A 16,116-nucleotide genomic window follows, 5' to 3' on the forward strand; every position below is an offset into this window, starting at 1 on the left:
CGGTGACTGTTCAGGGGATCGTAGACGCTCTGGAACAGGACGGGTCCTTCCGCGACGCGCTCGCGGCGGCCGCCGTGGACGCCGACCTCTCGCTCGTGGACGGGCTGGCCGCTCCCATGCTCGCCGCGCTGCTCGAACGTCGACGCGCGGCAGGCCACGCTCCCGTCCTGCTCGCCCTCGCACCCACCGGCCGCCGTGCCGAGGCTCTCGGCGCCGCGCTCGCGTCGGTGATCCCGGGCGCGGAGGTGCGCGACTTCCCCGCGTGGGAGACGCTGCCGCACGAGCGCCTGAGCCCGAGTCCGGAGACCGTCGGCCGCCGACTGGAGACGCTGCGCCGCATCACGGCCGCGGCCGACCGGGAGACGCCGCTCGTGGTCACCGCGTCCATCCGCGCCGCCATCCAGCCGATCGCGCCCGGACTCGGCGACGTGCACCCGATCGAGCTGCGCGTGGGTGCGCGCGGCGATGAGCTCGAGAGCGTCGTGGAGCGCCTCGTCGAGCTCGCCTATCACCGCGTCGACATGGTGTCGCGGCGCGGCGAGTTCGCGGTGCGCGGCGGCATCCTCGACGTCTTCCCGCCCGTGGCGGACCACCCGTACCGCGTCGAGTTCTTCGGCGACGAGGTGGACCAGATCCGCGCGTTCTCGGTGGCCGACCAGCGCTCCCTGCCCGGCGAGGTGCGGGAGGTGTCGCTCGTGCCGAGCCGTGAGCTGCTCCTCACCCCCGACGTGCGCCAGCGCGCGCGCGAGCTGCAGCACGAGTACCCCGGCATCGCGCAGATGCTCGAGCGCATGGGCGAGGGCATCCCCGTCGAGGGCATGGAGTCGCTCATGCCCGTGCTCGCCGGCCCGCTCGTGGCGCTGCCGTCGTACCTGCCGCGGGGAGCGGCCGTGGCCCTCGTCGACCCCGAGCGCGCGGTGTCGCGCTCGATCACGCTGGGGGAGACCAACCGCGAGTTCCTCGAAGCCGCGTGGAACGCCGCCACCAGCGGGGGCAGCGCGCCGATCAACCTCGAGTCGGGCGACTTCCTCACCCTCGCGCAGCTGCGCGACGAGGTGCGGGAGGCGGCCGGCGTCTGGTGGACGCTCAGCCCGTTCGACTCGGGCGCCGCCGACATCGCGGCGGAGCTCGCCGCGCTCGACGACGACGAGACGGTCGACGCCCTGCCCGACGAGGCCGACGCGCTGCGCGTCCGCGCGAGCGCCGCGCCCACCTTCCAGGGCAACGTCGAGGGGGCCACCGAGCACATCGGCGGGCTGCTGCGCGACGGATGGCGCGTGGTCGTGGCCGCGTCCGGCGCCGGCCTCGTCGAGCGCGCACGCGACGTGCTCTCCGAGCGGGGCCTCGCCGCGCGCATCGTCGACGACCTCGCGGCCGAACCCGAGGCAGGCGTCGCGACGCTCGTGCAGGCCGCGATCGAGCGCGGGTTCGCCGTCGAGGGCGCGCGGCTCGCCGTCTTCACCGAGAACGAGTTCTACGGCCGCACGATCGGCGGCGACACCCGCACGGTCAAGAAGCTCGCGTCGCGGCGCAAGAACGTCGTCGACCCCATGCAGCTGAAGCCGGGCGAGATCGTCGTGCACGCCACGCACGGCATCGGCCGCTTCGTCGAGATGACCCAGCGCGAGGTGTCGAGCGGCGGCCGGAACGCCACCAAGACCAAGCGCGACTACCTCGTGCTCGAGTACGCGCCGTCCAAGCGCGGCTATCCCGGCGACAAGCTCTACGTGCCGACCGACCAGCTCGACCTCCTCTCGAAGTACGTCGGCGGCGAGGCCCCGACGCTGTCGAAGATGGGCGGCAGCGACTGGGCGCAGGCGAAGAGCCGCGCCCGGCGCGCGGTCCGCGACATCGCCGTCGAGCTCGTGAAGCTCTACTCCGCGCGGATGGCCGCGAAGGGCTACGCGTTCGGTCCGGACACCCCGTGGCAGCGCGAGCTGGAGGAGGCCTTCCCGTTCGCCGAGACGGCCGACCAGCTGCAGACGATCGAGGAGGTCAAGCGCGACATGGAGCGTCCGGTCCCCATGGACCGCCTCCTCTCCGGCGACGTCGGCTTCGGCAAGACCGAGGTCGCCGTGCGCGCCGCGTTCAAGGCCATTCAGGACGGCAAGCAGGTCGCGATGCTCGTGCCGACGACCCTGCTCGTCAAGCAGCACCTGGAGACCTTCCAGGATCGCTTCGCCGGCTTCCCCGTGCAGGTGCGCGCCCTCTCGCGCTTCCAGACGGACAAGGAGGCCAGGGAGACCCTGCAGGGCCTCGTCGACGGCTCGGTCGACATGGTCATCGGCACGCACCGCATCCTCACCGAGCAGGTCGTGTTCAAGGACCTCGGCCTCCTCATCGTCGACGAGGAGCAGCGCTTCGGCGTCGAGCACAAGGACGCGCTGAAGAAGCTGAAGACCAACGTCGACATCCTCGCCATGAGCGCCACGCCCATCCCGCGTACGCTCGAGATGGCGGTCACCGGCATCCGCGAGATGTCGACCCTGGCGACCCCGCCCGAGGACCGCCATCCGATCCTGTCGTACGTCGGACCGCACAACGACAAGCAGATCGCCGCGGCCATCCGCCGGGAGATGCTGCGCGAGGGACAGGTGTTCTTCGTGCACAACCGGGTCACGACCATCCAGAAGGTGGCCGCGCACCTCGCCGAGCTCGTGCCCGACGCGCGCATCGCCGTCGCGCACGGCAAGATGAGCGAGAAGCAGCTCGAGCAGGTCGTCGACGATTTCTGGGAGCGGAAGTTCGACGTGCTCGTCTGCACGACGATCATCGAGACCGGCATCGACATCGCCAACGCCAACACGATCATCATCGACCGCGCCGACAAGTACGGCCTCGCGCAGCTGCACCAGCTGCGCGGCCGCGTCGGCCGAGGGCGCGAGCGCGCATACGCGTACCTCGTGTACGACGAGCACAAGCCGCTGTCGGAGACGGCCGCCGACCGGCTCGAGACGATCGCCGTCCACAACGACCTCGGCAGCGGCATCCAGGTCGCCATGAAGGACCTGGAGCTCCGCGGGGCGGGCAACCTCCTCGGCGCCGAGCAGGCCGGGCACATCGCCGGCGTCGGCTTCGATCTCTACCTGCGCATGATCGGCGAGGCGGTGTCGGCCTTCCGCGGCGAGGAGACTGAGGGGCCCACCGAGCTGCGGCTCGAGCTGCCCGTCGAGGCGCGCCTGCCCGAGTCGTACATCGACAGCGAGCGGCTGCGCCTCGAGGCATACCAGAAGCTCTCGGCGGCGGCCTCGGCCACGGCGAAGGACGACGCCATCGACCAGGTGATCGAGGAGCTCGTCGACCGCTACGGCACGCCGCCCGCGGAGGTCGACGGTCTCGTCGCCGTTGCGCGCCTGCGACGGCGCGCCGCCCAGGCCGGGCTCGCCGACGTCGTGGCGATGGGCCGCAACCTCCGCGTCGCGCCCGCGCACCTCCCCGACTCCATGAAGGTGCGCCTGCAGCGTCTGCACCCGGGCGCGAAGATCCTCAGCGGCGGCGAGGCGATGGTGGTGCCGCTGCCGCAGGCCGACGGCGAGCCGCTCGGCGACGCCGACCTCATCGCGTGGGTCGCGCAGCTGCTGGACGCGCTCTTCCCGCTGCCCCAGCGGGACGACGCGCCTGCCGAGAAGGAGGACGCGTGATCAGGCTCCTGCGCGCGGAGCGCTTCCCCGCCTTCCTCCTCCTCGGGGCGGCCGTGCTCGGCCTCATCGTGGCCAACAGCCCGGTCGGCGGCGCGGTCCTCGACTTCAGCCACATCGAGCTCGCCGTCCCCGGCACGCCCCTCGACCTCTCCATCGCGCACTGGGTCGCCGACCTCCTCCTGGCGGTGTTCTTCTTCGGCGTCGCCGTCGAGCTGCAGTTCGAGCTCACCCGCGGTCAGCTGAACACGCTCGGCAAGGCGCTGAAGCCCGCCATCGGCGCCGCGGGCGGAGTGCTCGTGCCGATCGGGATCTACCTCGTCGTCGCGTGGGACCCGGCGACCCGCGACGGCTGGCCCATCCCGACCGCCACCGACATCGCCTTCGCGCTGGGCGTGCTGGCGATGTTCGGCAAGGGGCTGCCGTCGAAGGTCCGGGTGTTCCTCCTCGCGCTCGCCATCATCGACGACATCGTCGGCATCGTGTTCATCGCGGTGCTGTTCGCCACCGACGTCGACCTGGCGAGCCTCGTGGTCGGCGTCGTGCTCATCGCGGTGTTCGCCCTCCTCAGCCGGCTGGTCTCCGAGGGCAACCGCGTCGTGCTGGTGCCGCTCATGATCGTGCTGGCGCTGGTGGCGTGGGCGTTCGTCTACAGCTCGGGCATCCACGCGACGATCGCCGGCGTGCTCCTCGGCCTCGCCATCCGGCAGGGGGAGGGGATGCGGGCACGGCACGTCCTGGAGCCGTGGATCAACGGCCTCATCCTGCCGATCTTCGCGTTCTTCTCCGCGCTCGTGGTCATCCCGCAGGTGTCGCCGAGCGAGCTCTCGCCCGCGCTCTGGGCCATCCTCATCGCCCTCCCCGTGGGCAAGATCATCGGCATCACCCTCTTCGGCAGCATCGCGATGGCCGTGCGCCCGAAGGGCACGCCGCCCGAGATCCGCCTGCCCGATCTCATCGCCGCCGGCGCCCTCGGCGGCATCGGCTTCACGGTGTCGCTGCTGCTGTCGTCGCTGGCGTTCGCCGACGACGGGGTGCTGCGCGACGAGGCGACGCTCGGCGTGCTGGGCGGGTCGACGATCGCTCTCGCGCTGTCGGGCGTGCTCGTCTCGCTTCGGGCGCGGCACTACCGGCGGCTGGCCGTAGCGGAGACGGTCTGAGCCCTGTGCGGACCGGTGGGGCAGGATGGTCGGATGAGCGATCCCGGGGATGAGCTGAAGCGCGCGGCGGACGTCATGCGGCAGGTGCACGAGCGCTGCGTGTGGACGCAGGCGATGACGCACGAGGAGCTCGTGCCGTACCTCGTGGAGGAGTCCGCCGAGCTCGTCGACGCCGTGGAGACCGGGGATCGGGCGGGGCTCCGCGAGGAGCTGGGCGATCTGCTCTGGCAGGTGCTGTTCCACGCCGAGATCGCCGCGCACGACGATGCCGACCCCTTCGACGTCGACGACGTGGCCCGCGACCTCGCCGAGAAGATGACGCGCCGCCATCCGCACGTGTTCGCCGGCGAGACCGCCGAGACCCCGGAGCGGGTGCTCGAGCTGTGGAACACGGCGAAGGCCGCCGAGAAGCGCCAGCGCACGAGCGTGCTGGACGGGGTCTCGCACGCGATGCCGTCGCTCGCCCTTGCGCAGAAGGTGCTGGGCAAGGGCGCGCAGGTGGGCGTCGGGCTCGAGCTCGTCGAGGCGGTGGCGGCGGCCGAGGCCATCGCCGCCGACGATCCCGACGTGCTGCCGGAGAGCGAGGAGGAGCTGGGGGAGACGCTCCTCGGCCTCGTCGCCGTCGCCCGCGCCAAGGGGTGGGACGCCGAGCGCGCGCTCCGCAGCGCCGTGCGCGCGCTCGAGACGGACATCCGCGGCGCCGAGCAGGACGCCGAGCCGGACCCGTTCGGCCGATAGGGGAGAATGGGAGCGCTATGGCTTCCGTGAATCCGCCGCGCGGCATGCGCGACTTCCTCCCCGCTGACAAGGCCCGTCGCGAGCGCGTGCTCGCCGTCATCCGCGAGCGCTACCGCGCCCACGGGTTCGACGAGATCGAGACGCCCGTCGTGGAGGAGTACGACCGTCTGCACGCGGGGGTCGGCGGCGACAACGAGAAGCTCGCCTTCAACATCCTGCGTCGCGGGCTCGATGCCGACGCCGTGCGCGCGGCCGCGGACGACCAGGCGCAGCTGAGCGACCTCGGGCTCCGCTACGACCTCACGGTGCCGCTCGCGCGCTTCTACGCCAGCCACCGCGGAGAGCTCCCGACGGTGTTCCGCTCCGTGCAGATCGCGCCGGTGTGGCGCGCCGAGCGCCCGCAGAAGGGGCGCTACCGCCAGTTCGTGCAGTGCGACATCGACATCATGGGCGACGCCAGCGCGCGCGCGGAGGCGGAGCTCATCGCCGCGACGCTCGACGCCCTCGACGCTCTCGGGCTCGAAGGCGCCACGGTGCGCATCAACGACCGCCGGGCGCTGGATGGCATGCTCGACGTCTTCGGCTTCCCCGCCGACGAGCGCCCCGGTGTGCTCATCACGATCGACAAGCTCGACAAGGTCGGCGCCGAGGGCGTCGTGGCCGAGCTGCGCGAGCGCGAGGCGACCGCGAGTGCCGTCGACGCGCTGGAGGCGTTCCTCACCCGCCCGCAGACGCGGGAGTTCCTGCCGTTCGGCGAGGGCCAGATCCGCAAGGCGCTGCCTGAGGGCGTCGGCGAGGAGGTCGTCGCGCACCTCGTCGGCATCGGCGAGGCGGTGGGCGCCGCGCGCGGGGCGGACTCGGTCGGCGCCGAGCTGCCGCTGCAGTTCGACCCGTTCCTCGTTCGCGGCATGGGCTACTACACCGGCACCATCTTCGAGATCGCGCACCCGTCGGTGTCGTACTCGCTGGGCGGCGGCGGGCGCTACGACGGCATGATCGGCCGCTTCCTCGGTCAGGATGTGCCGGCCGTCGGCTTCTCGATCGGCTTCGAGCGCATCGTCGACCTCGTCGCGCTCGCCGAGGGATCTGCCGCCGAGGCGGTCGTCCTCGTGCACGACCGCGACGTGCCCGACGCCGAGCTCCTGGCCCTCAAGGCCGCGCTCATCGCCGAGGGGTCGCGCGTGCGGCTCGAACGGCGGACGAAGAACCTCAAGGCGCTGCTCGAGCGGGCGACGGCCGACGGGTACACCGCGTTCGCGACCGTATCCGCGGGCGTCGAGCGCGCCGACCTCGAGCTGAAGCCGCTCGGCTGACCGCCCCGCGCGGCGTGGGACACGGCTCGCGCGGGCGGGCCTTCGTGTCTCACTCCGCGCGGCGCTCGATCACGAGCCGGACGGCGCGATAGACGACGCCGACCGCCACCACGACGACGCCGCCCACGACGCTCTGCCACGGCAGGGCGAGGGCGAGCGCGACGCAGCCGGCCGCGCCGACGACCTGCAGCCAGCGCGGGTAGCGGCGGACGGCCTCGCCCTGCCGCCACGCGGCGAGGTTCGCCACGAGGTAGTACAGCAGCACGCCGAAGGACGAGAACCCGATCGCGCCGCGGAGGTCCGCGAACGCGACGATCGCGATGACGGCGAGGGCGAGGGCGATCTCCGCGCGGTGCGGCACATGGCGGCGGGGGTGAACGGCCGCGAGGAACCGCGGCAGGTCGTCCTCCCGCGCCATCGCGAGGGCGGTGCGGCCGATGCCGGCGATGAGGGCCAGCAGCGCGCCGAGCGCGGCCGCCGCCGCCCCCACGCGCACCACGGGCTCCGCCCATCCCCATCCGGCCGCCGACACGGCGTCCGCCAGCGGGGCGGCCGAGCGCGCGGCGCCCTCGGGGCCCAGCGCATGCAGCACGGCGAGCCCGACGACCGCGTAGACGACGATCGCGAGACCGAGCGCCAGCGGGATGGCGCGGGGGATCGTGCGCGCCGGGTCGCGGACCTCCTCGCCGAGCGTCGCGATGCGGGCGTACCCGGCGAACGCGAAGAAGAGCAGCCCGGCCGCCTGCAGCACGCCGTGCGCGTCGAACGCCGTCGCCGCGAGCGGAGCGGCCGTCGGCGCCGCGAACCCCGCGGCCGCTCCGACGGCCAGGCACGCGAGGACGATCACCACGATGACCTGGGTGGCGAGCGCCGTGCGCGTGATGCCGAGCAGGTTCACCCCCGCCAGAAGCGCGACGGCGAGGATGGCGACGGGGCGCTCCCATCCGGGAGGAGCGACGTATGCGGCGAAGGCGAGCGCCATCGCCGCGCAGCTCGCGGTCTTCCCGATGACGAAGCACCAGCCCGCGAGATACCCCCACCACGCGCCCAGCTCCGCCCGCCCGTACGCGTACGCGCCGCCGGCGACGGGATGCACTGCGGCGAGCTGCGCCGAGGACGTCGCGTTGCCGAAGGCCACCACCGCCGCGATCGCGAGTCCGACCAGCAGCCATGACCCCGCCGCCGCGGCGGCGGGCGCGAAGACGACGAACACGCCCGCGCCGATCATGGAGCCGAGGCCGATGGCGACCGCGTCGCCGAGGCCGAGTCTGCGCGCGAGCGCGGGTGTCGTCATGGGCGGGAGTATAGGGCGGCCGGATGGCGCAGCGGAGTCTCGCGAATATTGTTCTATTTGCGCTAGAATAAGTACGTGCTGATCCGCATCGACCCGACCCGCGAGGAGCCCGTCTTCGCGCAGATCGCGGGGTCCATCCGCGGCGACATCGTCGCGGAGCGGTCGAAGCCGGGCGACCGCCTGCCCGCCGCGAAGGAGGTCGCCGCCGCGCTGGGGGTGAACCTGCACACCGTGCTGCACGCCTATCGGCAGCTGCGCGAGGAGGGGCTCGTCGACATGCGGCCCGGCCGCGGCGCCGTCGTCACCGACGCCGCCACCCCGCTCGCGGCGCTGCACGACGACATCCGCGCGCTGGTGCGCCGAGCGGAGAAGCTCGGCGTCTCGCGCGAGGTGCTCGCGGGCGTCGTCCGCGAGACCCGCACCTGACCGCCGCACCCGCGGCTTCCGCCGCCCATCGAAGGAGGACCCGATGACCACCACCCAGACGCCCGAGCGCGCGCGGGCCATCCGTCGCTTCCGCTGGGTCGGCCTCTACGTCCCGGTGGCGCTGTTCGCCCTGATCGCGCTCGTGCAGACGGTGCTCCTGCCCGCCATGCCCGATCCCGCGGCCACGCACTGGGGCCCTACCGGCGGCCCCGACGGGTTCGGCCCGGCCTGGACCTTCCCGCTCATGACCCTGCTGGTCGGGGGCGGGTCGACGGCGCTCATCGCCGGGATCACCCTCGCCGGCATCGCCAGCCCGAACCGGCCGATCTCATACCGCTTCATCACCGCCGTCATCTGGTGGGAGGTCGGCCTCCTCGGCATCGGGCTCTCGTCGACCTTCTTCGCGCAGCTGGGCCTCGACGACGCGCGCGATGCGGGCACGGCGCTCTGGGGGCTGGGGGCGGGATTCCTGCTGGGACTCGCGCTCGGCGCCATCGCGTGGCGGCTGTCGATCGAGGTTCCGGGTGAGGACGAGGCCGTCGCACCGGAGCCCGTCCCGCTGTCGGCCGGCGAGCGGGCGGTGTGGCTGCGCACGGCGACGATGGCACGCTCGGGCTGGATCGTCCTCGGTGCGCTGCTCGGCGTGCTCCTCGTCGTCGGGCTCGTCGTGCTCGCCCTCGACGTCGCGCACCTCGGCGCTCCGTCCGCCGGCACCTGGATCACCTTCGGCTCGCTGGCCCTCGTCGCCTTCCTCGTGGGGACAGGGTGCGTCGCGCGCGTCCGCGTCGACGAGGAGGGGCTCACGGTGCGCACGCCCATCGGATGGCCGCGCGTGCGCATCCCGCGCGAGGAGATCCGCTCGGCGGAGGTCGTCTTCGTGAGCCCGATGGCCGAGTACGGCGGCTGGGGATGGCGCTACGGCGCGGGCAGCGGCTGGGGCGCGGTCCTGCGGGCAGGCGATGCGCTGCGCGTGACGCGCACGAACGGGAAGGTCTTCACCGTCACGGTGGACGACGCGGAGACCGCCGCCGGGCTGCTGGCGGCGATGGACAGGAGGACGGACACGCCATGACCGAGAATGCGTCCAGGAAGCCGACCCTGCCGGCCCCGCCCCTCGAGCGCGTGCCCTGGCGCGCGGTCGCCGTCTACGCTGCCGCGGCGGTTGCGCTGGCATGGCTCGTCGCCCTCCCGCTCTGGCTCGGCGACCGCGCGGCGTCACCGCTGTTCACGCCGATCGCCTCGCTCATGATGTTCACGCCGCTCGTCGCGACGCTGGCGGTGGTGTTCGGCCTGCGCGTGCCGCGGACGGATCGCCTCCGCTTTCTCGGCATCTGGCCGCTGCGCCCGGCCGGACGCACCATCTGGTTCGCGGTCGCGGCCGTGTTCGTGCCGCCGGTCCTCGTCATCGTCGCCGCGCTGCTCGCGGGTGCGCTCGGCCTCGTCGAGCTGGATCTCGTCGGCTTCTCCGGGTTCGCGGAGACCGTCGCCGCGTCCCTCGCGGCGTCGGGCGTCGATCCCGACCTCGTGCCCGTCCAGGCCCTCGTGATCGGGCAGCTCGCGGCCATCCCGCTGGGTGCCCTCGTCAACAGCTTCCTCGCGTTCGGCGAGGAGATCGGATGGCGCGGCTGGCTGCTGCCGGCGCTCCGGCCGCTGGGCGTGTGGCCGGCGCTCATCCTCTCGGGTGCGCTGTGGGGGCTGTGGCACGCGCCGCTCATCCTGCTCGGGTACGACTTCGGGCGCACCGACGTCACCGGGGTGCTGCTCATGATCGCCGGCTGCATCGCCTGGGGCGTGCTCTTCGGCTGGGCGCGGCTGCGCACGGGGTCCCTCTGGCCCGCTGTCATCGGGCACGGCGCGCTCAACGCGGGAGGAGCCGCGGTGCTGCTGTTCGCCGCGGCCGGAGCCGACGTCGACCTCGCGCTCGTGGGGCCGCTCGGGGTCGTCTCCTGGATCGTGCTCGCGGTGGTCGTGGCCGTGCTCGCGCTCTGCGGGCAGTTCCGGCGGAACGTGCTCGGCCCGCGCTGACGTTACGATGCTCTGGACGGCGCGTCGCCGCGCCCCATCCCGACGCCCGGCATCCCGCTGTGCCGGACCGCCTCCCCGAAGGACACCCCCATGCGCTCCTCCTCGTTCCCCCGTCGCGGGCTCGCCGCGATCGGCCTCGCCGCGACCGCCGCCCTCACCCTCGCCGCCTGCTCGTCGGACGGCGGCTCGGACGGCGGCGAGGGCGAGCCTGCGTCGTTCTCGGTGGGCATCAGCCAGCTCGTGCAGCACCCCGCGCTCGACGCGGCGACCGACGGCTTCAAGCAGGCGTTCGCCGACGCCGGCTACGTCGAGGGCGAAACCGTCGAGTTCGACGAGCAGAACGCGCAGGGCGAGCAGGCGAACGCGGTCACCATCGCGCAGAACTTCGCCTCGAGCGACCTCGACCTCGTCCTCGCCGTGGCGACCCCCGCCGCCCAGGCCGCGGCCCAGGCCATCCTCGACACCCCGGTGCTCTTCACCGCCGTCACCGACGCGGTCTCGGCCGAGCTCGTCGACTCGAACGAGGAGCCCGGCTCGAACATCACCGGCACCAGCGACGCCGCGCCCATGGACGAGCAGTTCGACCTGCTGCTGCAGCTCGTCCCCGACGCGAAGAAGGTCGGCATCGTCTACAGCTCCGGCGAGGTCAACTCCGAGGTGCAGGTCGCCGCTGCGGAGGAGGTCGCCGCCGGTCTCGACCTCGAGATCGTCACGCAGACCGTGACCACCGCGAACGACCTCGCGCAGGCCACCGAGGCGCTCGGCGACGTCGACGCGATCTACGTCCCCACCGACAACATGGTCGTCGCGGGCCTCGCCTCGCTCGTGCAGGTCGCCGAGACGAACCAGATCCCCGTGATCGCCGCCGAGGCGGGCACCGTCGAGAGCGGCGCGATCGCGACCATCGGCATCGACTACACCGAGCTCGGCCGGCAGACCGGCGAGATGGCGCTGCGCATCCTCGAGGACGGCGCCGACCCCGCGACCATGCCGGTGGAGACCGCGTCGGACTTCACCTACGTCGTGAACCCCGGGGCGGCCGAGCGGATGGGCGTGGAGATCCCCGCCGACATCCTCGATCAGGCCGAGACCGTCGAGTAGGGCCGGGCGGGAGGAGCGCGCATGATCGGCGCGATCGAGCTGGGCCTCGTCTACGGGGTCATGGCGCTGGGCGTGTACCTCACGTTCCGCATTCTCAACTTCCCCGACCTCACCGTCGACGGGAGCTTCACCACCGGCGCGGCGGTCGCCGCCGCCATGATCACGACCGGGCAGAACCCCGTTCTCGCCACCCTCGCGGGCGCTGCGGCCGGCCTCGTCGCGGGCGCCATCACGGGCCTCCTCCACACGAAGGGGCGCATCGACGGGCTGCTCGCGGGCATCCTCACGATGATCGGCCTGTGGTCGGTGAACCTCCGCATCATGGGCACGGCGAAGGAGGACGCCACGGTGGCGGCGAACCTCCCGCTGCTGCGCGCGGACACCCTGTTCACGCCGCTCCGCGAGGCGGACCTCCTCGGCACGTGGGGCGGCATCGGCATCATCTTCGTCGGCGTCATCCTGCTGAAGCTCGCCGTCGACTGGTTCCTCTCGACGAACCTGGGCCTGGCCATCCAGGCGACGGGCGACAACGGGCCGATGATCCGCAGCTTCGGCGTCTCGACCGATCGCACGACCATCCTCACCCTCGCCATCTCGAACGGGTTCGTCGCGCTCTGCGGCGCGCTCGTCGCGCAGTACCAGGGGTTCGCCGACATCAGCATGGGCATCGGGCTGATCCTCGTCGGCCTCGCCTCGGTGATCCTCGGGCAGGCCGTGTTCGGGCACCGGTTCATCTGGCTCGCGAGCCTCGCGGTGGTGCTGGGCGCGGTGCTCTACCGCCTCATCATCTTCTTCGCCATGCGCGCGGGGCTCGACCCGAACGACATGAAGCTCGTCACGGCCGTGCTCGTCGTGCTCGCGCTGCTCCTCCCGCGGTGGGGCTTCCTCCGCCGCATCCCGTCGCTGCGGGGAAGAGGCGGCCGCGTGGCGCCGCGCGAGCCCGCTGCCGACGCCCCCGAGCCCGCGGCCGTCGCGCCCGCGAACGGAAGGTGACGCCATGCTCGTCATGAAGGACATCGCCAAGACCTTCTTCCCCGGCACGGTCAACGAGCGCCGCGCCCTCGCCGGCCTCAGCCTGCGGCTGGAGGAGGGGGACTTCGTCACCGTCATCGGCTCCAACGGCGCCGGCAAGTCCACGCTCCTCAACTCCATCTCCGGGCGGATGCCCGTGGACGCCGGCGAGATCGAGATCGACGGCCGCCGCGTGAACCGGCTCCGCGAGTTCCAGCGCGCGCGCTACGTCGGCCGCGTCTTCCAGGACCCGATGGCGGGCACCGCGCCGAACCTCACCATCGAGCAGAACCTCGCCCTCGCCGCACGCCGCGGCCGCGCTCGGGGCCTCGGACGCGGCCTCACCCGGAAGCAGCGCGAGCGGTTCCAGGAGGAGCTGCGCGTGCTCGAGCTCGGCCTCGAGGACCGCCTCAGCGCGAAGGTGGGCCTGCTTTCGGGCGGACAGCGGCAGGCGCTGTCGCTGCTCATGGCGGGGTTCACCCAGCCGCGCATCCTGCTCCTCGACGAGCACACCGCAGCCCTCGACCCGCAGCGCGCGGAGCTCGTGTCGCGTCTCACACAGCGGATCGTGGAGCAGGGCAATCTCACCACGCTCATGGTCACGCACAACATGGAGCAGGCGCTCGCCCTCGGCAACCGGCTCATCATGATGCACGAGGGGCGCATCGTCTTCACCGCGTCGGCCGAGCGCAAGCGCACCCTGAAGGTGCCCGACCTGCTGGCCGAGTTCGCGAAGATCAAGGGAGCGACCCTCGACGACAGGGCCCTCCTGGCCTGAGAATCGTCGCATGACAGACGCGACACGCGACACCTGGGCGGCCGTCGACCGCTACCTCGCCGAGACGCTCGTCGGCCACGACCCCGCCCTCGAGGCGGCGCTGGCCGCGCAGGAGCGCGCGGAGCTGCGACCCATCGAGGTCGCGCCGGTCGCGGGCAAGCTCCTGCACCTCCTCGTGCGCATCTCCCGCGCCCGTCGGGTGCTCGAGATTGGCACGCTGGCCGGCTACTCCGCGATCTGGATGGCCAGGGCCCTTCCCGAGGGCGGCCGGCTGATCAGCATCGAGGCGGAGCCCGACAACGCCGCCCTCGCGCGCCGGAACATCGACGCGGCGGAGGTCGGGGATCGGGTGCAGATCCTCGAGGGGCGGGCGGCTGACGTGCTGCCGACCCTCGACGCGAGCGAGCCCTTCGACCTCGTCTTCATCGACGCCGACAAGGAGTCGAACACGGTGTACCTCGACTGGGCGGCGCGCCTGGCGCCCGTCGGCGCCGTGATCGTGGTCGACAACGTCGTCCGCGACGGCCGGGTCGCCGACCTCGGCGACGAGGACGCGCAGATCGCCGGCGTGCGCGCGGGGCTCGAGATGCTCCGCGACGACCCGCGCTTCGATGCCACGGCCCTGCAGACCGTCGGCGTGAAGGGCTGGGACGGCCTCGCGATCGCCGTCCGCGTCTGAGCGCGCACGGCCATCCGCCGCCCGGCAATAGACTGACGAGCGGATCGACGTCGCTCCCCGCATTCCCCCATCGACAAGGAGTACTTCCGTGGCACTGATTGAGGCTGTAGGCGCTCGCGAGATTCTCGACTCGCGAGGCAACCCGACCGTCGAGGTGGAGGTGCTCCTCGAAGACGGCATCGTGCAGCGCGCCGCCGTCCCCTCCGGCGCATCCACCGGCGCCTTCGAGGCGTACGAGCTGCGCGACGGCGACAAGGGCCGCTACGCCGGCAAGGGCGTACAGAAGGCCGTCGACGCCGTCATCGACGAGCTCGGCCCGGCCATCGAGGGCCTCGACGCCAGCGAGCAGCGGGTCATCGACCAGGCGCTCATCGAGATCGACGGCACCGACAACAAGAAGCGCGTCGGCGCCAACGCCATCCTCGGCGTGAGCCTCGCGGTCGCGAAGGCCGCCGCCGACAGCGCCGACCTGCCGCTGTTCCGCTACATCGGCGGCCCGAACGCGCACGTGCTGCCCGTTCCCGCCCTCAACGTCATCAACGGCGGCGCACACGCCGACACCGGCGTCGACATGCAGGAGTTCTTCCTCGTGCCGCTCGGCGCGGAGTCGTTCAGCGAGTCGCTGCGGTGGGGCACCGAGACGTACCACGTGCTCAAGAGCGAGCTGAAGGCCGGCGGCTACGCCACGGGCCTCGGCGACGAGGGCGGCTTCGCGCCCGACCTCCCCAGCAACCGCGGCGCCCTGGACTTCCTGATGGCCGCCATCGAGAAGGCCGGCTTTACCCCCGGCAAGGACATCGCCGTCGGCCTCGACGTCGCCTCCACGGAGTTCTTCCGCGACGGCGTCTACCACTTCGAGGGCAAGCAGCTCACCGCCGAGGAGCTCACCTCGTACTACGAGGACCTGCTCGCGAACTTCCCGCTCGTCACCATCGAGGACGCTCTCGCCGAGGACGACTGGGACGGCTGGAAGGCCCTCACCGACCGCATCGGCGGCAAGGTCCAGCTCGTCGGCGACGACCTGTTCGTCACCAACCCGCAACGCCTCGCCGACGGCATCAACAAGGGCGTCGCCAACTCGCTGCTCGTGAAGGTCAACCAGATCGGCACGCTCACCGAGACGCTCGACGCGGTCGCCCTCGCGCAGAGCAACGGCTACACCGCGATGATGTCGCACCGCTCCGGCGAGACCGAGGACACGACCATCGCCGACCTCGCCGTCGCCGTCAACTGCGGTCAGATCAAGTCCGGCGCGCCCGCTCGCAGCGACCGGGTCGCGAAGTACAATCAGCTTCTGCGCATCGAGGAGGAGCTGGGCGCCGGCGCGACGTTCGCCGGCCGCAGCGCCTTCCCGCGCTTCACGGCGTAAGCGGGGCTGAGAACCGCATCACGAGGAGGGGGAGTCATGGCGAAGAGACCATCGGCTCCCCCTTCCCGCGTCCGCGGACGCGGCTCTCGCGAGAGCGGAGTCGACGTGCGCGGCTGGCTCGGGGCCATCCGGCTGTCGGGCTTCACGGCGATCATGCTCGGCCTCGTGATCCTCGCCGCGTTCGTGCTGGTGCCCACCGCGAGCACCTACCTGGAGCAGCGGCAGCGGATCGCGTTCCTGCAGGAGGCCGTGCAGGTCAGCCAGGACAAGGTCGACGCGCTCGAGCGCGAGCGCTCGCGCTGGCAGGACCCGGCCTACATCACCACGCAGGCGCGCGAGCGCCTGTTCTACGGCTTCCCCGGGGAGGTCGTCTACATCGTCGACGACGACCTCGACGAGTCCGAGCAGCCGGTCGAGCCGGAGCCCATCAGCGCCGAGGTCGAGGAGACCGAGCACGACTGGATGTCGCAGATGCTGCGCTCGGTCGTGAGCGCAGGACTGACGAAGACCGCGGTCTCCGAGGAGGAGGTCGTCGAGATCGACGGCGACGTCTTCCAGCCCGACACCAGCACCGACCAGTAGCC

14 protein-coding genes are annotated in these 16,116 nt (G+C 72.4%); 13 read left to right on the plus strand and 1 reads right to left on the minus strand.

Annotation, left to right across the window (positions count from 1 at the left end):
• Positions 1-2 precede the first annotated feature (2 nt).
• Genes mfd through hisS form a run of 4 tightly spaced genes read left to right on the plus strand, consistent with a single transcriptional unit; the run spans position 3 to position 6,849 of the window.
• Positions 3-3,641, plus strand: a complete 3,639-nt coding sequence (gene mfd / locus D7D94_RS01085) for a transcription-repair coupling factor (RefSeq protein ID WP_156240835.1) — start codon at positions 3-5, stop codon at positions 3,639-3,641.
• Positions 3,638-4,798, plus strand: coding sequence for a Na+/H+ antiporter NhaA (locus D7D94_RS01090; RefSeq protein WP_343032139.1), 1,161 nt, complete (start codon positions 3,638-3,640; stop codon positions 4,796-4,798). Before mfd ends, D7D94_RS01090 begins: the two co-directional genes overlap by 4 nt.
• A gap of 33 nt (positions 4,799-4,831) precedes the next feature.
• Positions 4,832-5,536 (plus strand): nucleoside triphosphate pyrophosphohydrolase, encoded by a 705-nt coding sequence (locus D7D94_RS01095; RefSeq protein WP_156240836.1) that lies wholly within the window; start codon positions 4,832-4,834, stop codon positions 5,534-5,536.
• Positions 5,537-5,553: 17 nt separating this feature from the next.
• Entirely contained in the window at positions 5,554-6,849 is a 1,296-nt protein-coding gene (hisS, locus tag D7D94_RS01100; protein ID WP_156240837.1) for a histidine--tRNA ligase, read from the plus strand.
• Between the two features lie 49 nt (positions 6,850-6,898).
• Here hisS and D7D94_RS01105 read toward each other — a convergent pair whose 3' ends face one another.
• A complete protein-coding gene (locus tag D7D94_RS01105) occupies positions 6,899-8,143 on the minus strand; it encodes an APC family permease (RefSeq protein WP_156240838.1) in 1,245 nt (414 codons plus the stop codon).
• Positions 8,144-8,218: 75 nt separating this feature from the next.
• Between D7D94_RS01105 and D7D94_RS01110 the strand changes: the two genes are divergently transcribed.
• The 9 genes from D7D94_RS01110 (at position 8,219) to D7D94_RS01150 (ending at position 16,114) form a co-directional block, all read left to right on the plus strand.
• A complete protein-coding gene (locus D7D94_RS01110; RefSeq protein ID WP_156240839.1) occupies positions 8,219-8,569 on the plus strand; it encodes a GntR family transcriptional regulator in 351 nt (116 codons plus the stop codon).
• A gap of 43 nt (positions 8,570-8,612) precedes the next feature.
• On the plus strand, positions 8,613-9,641 hold the full coding sequence (locus tag D7D94_RS01115) for a DUF1648 domain-containing protein (RefSeq protein ID WP_156240840.1): 1,029 nt from the start codon (positions 8,613-8,615) through the stop codon (positions 9,639-9,641).
• Entirely contained in the window at positions 9,638-10,594 is a 957-nt protein-coding gene (locus tag D7D94_RS01120) for a CPBP family intramembrane glutamic endopeptidase (RefSeq protein ID WP_156240841.1), read from the plus strand. The genes D7D94_RS01115 and D7D94_RS01120 overlap by 4 nt, the downstream gene beginning before the upstream one ends.
• Before the next feature lie 90 nt (positions 10,595-10,684).
• On the plus strand, positions 10,685-11,695 hold the full coding sequence (locus tag D7D94_RS01125; protein WP_156240842.1) for an ABC transporter substrate-binding protein: 1,011 nt from the start codon (positions 10,685-10,687) through the stop codon (positions 11,693-11,695).
• Between the two features lie 21 nt (positions 11,696-11,716).
• Positions 11,717-12,688, plus strand: coding sequence for an ABC transporter permease (locus tag D7D94_RS01130; RefSeq protein ID WP_156240843.1), 972 nt, complete (start codon positions 11,717-11,719; stop codon positions 12,686-12,688).
• A gap of 4 nt (positions 12,689-12,692) precedes the next feature.
• Positions 12,693-13,484 (plus strand): ABC transporter ATP-binding protein, encoded by a 792-nt coding sequence (locus D7D94_RS01135; RefSeq protein WP_156240844.1) that lies wholly within the window; start codon positions 12,693-12,695, stop codon positions 13,482-13,484.
• Between the two features lie 10 nt (positions 13,485-13,494).
• The gene (locus D7D94_RS01140) at positions 13,495-14,163 is read left to right on the plus strand and encodes an O-methyltransferase (protein ID WP_156240845.1); all 669 of its coding nucleotides are present in this window, start codon (positions 13,495-13,497) and stop codon (positions 14,161-14,163) included.
• Positions 14,164-14,251: 88 nt separating this feature from the next.
• A complete protein-coding gene (gene eno, locus D7D94_RS01145; protein ID WP_156240846.1) occupies positions 14,252-15,532 on the plus strand; it encodes a phosphopyruvate hydratase in 1,281 nt (426 codons plus the stop codon).
• 36 nt (positions 15,533-15,568) lie between these two features.
• A complete protein-coding gene (locus D7D94_RS01150) occupies positions 15,569-16,114 on the plus strand; it encodes an FtsB family cell division protein (RefSeq protein ID WP_156240847.1) in 546 nt (181 codons plus the stop codon).
• Positions 16,115-16,116 lie beyond the last annotated feature (2 nt).

Source organism: Microbacterium oryzae, from assembly GCF_009735645.1.
Classification (GTDB): Bacteria; Actinomycetota; Actinomycetes; order Actinomycetales; family Microbacteriaceae; genus Microbacterium; species Microbacterium oryzae.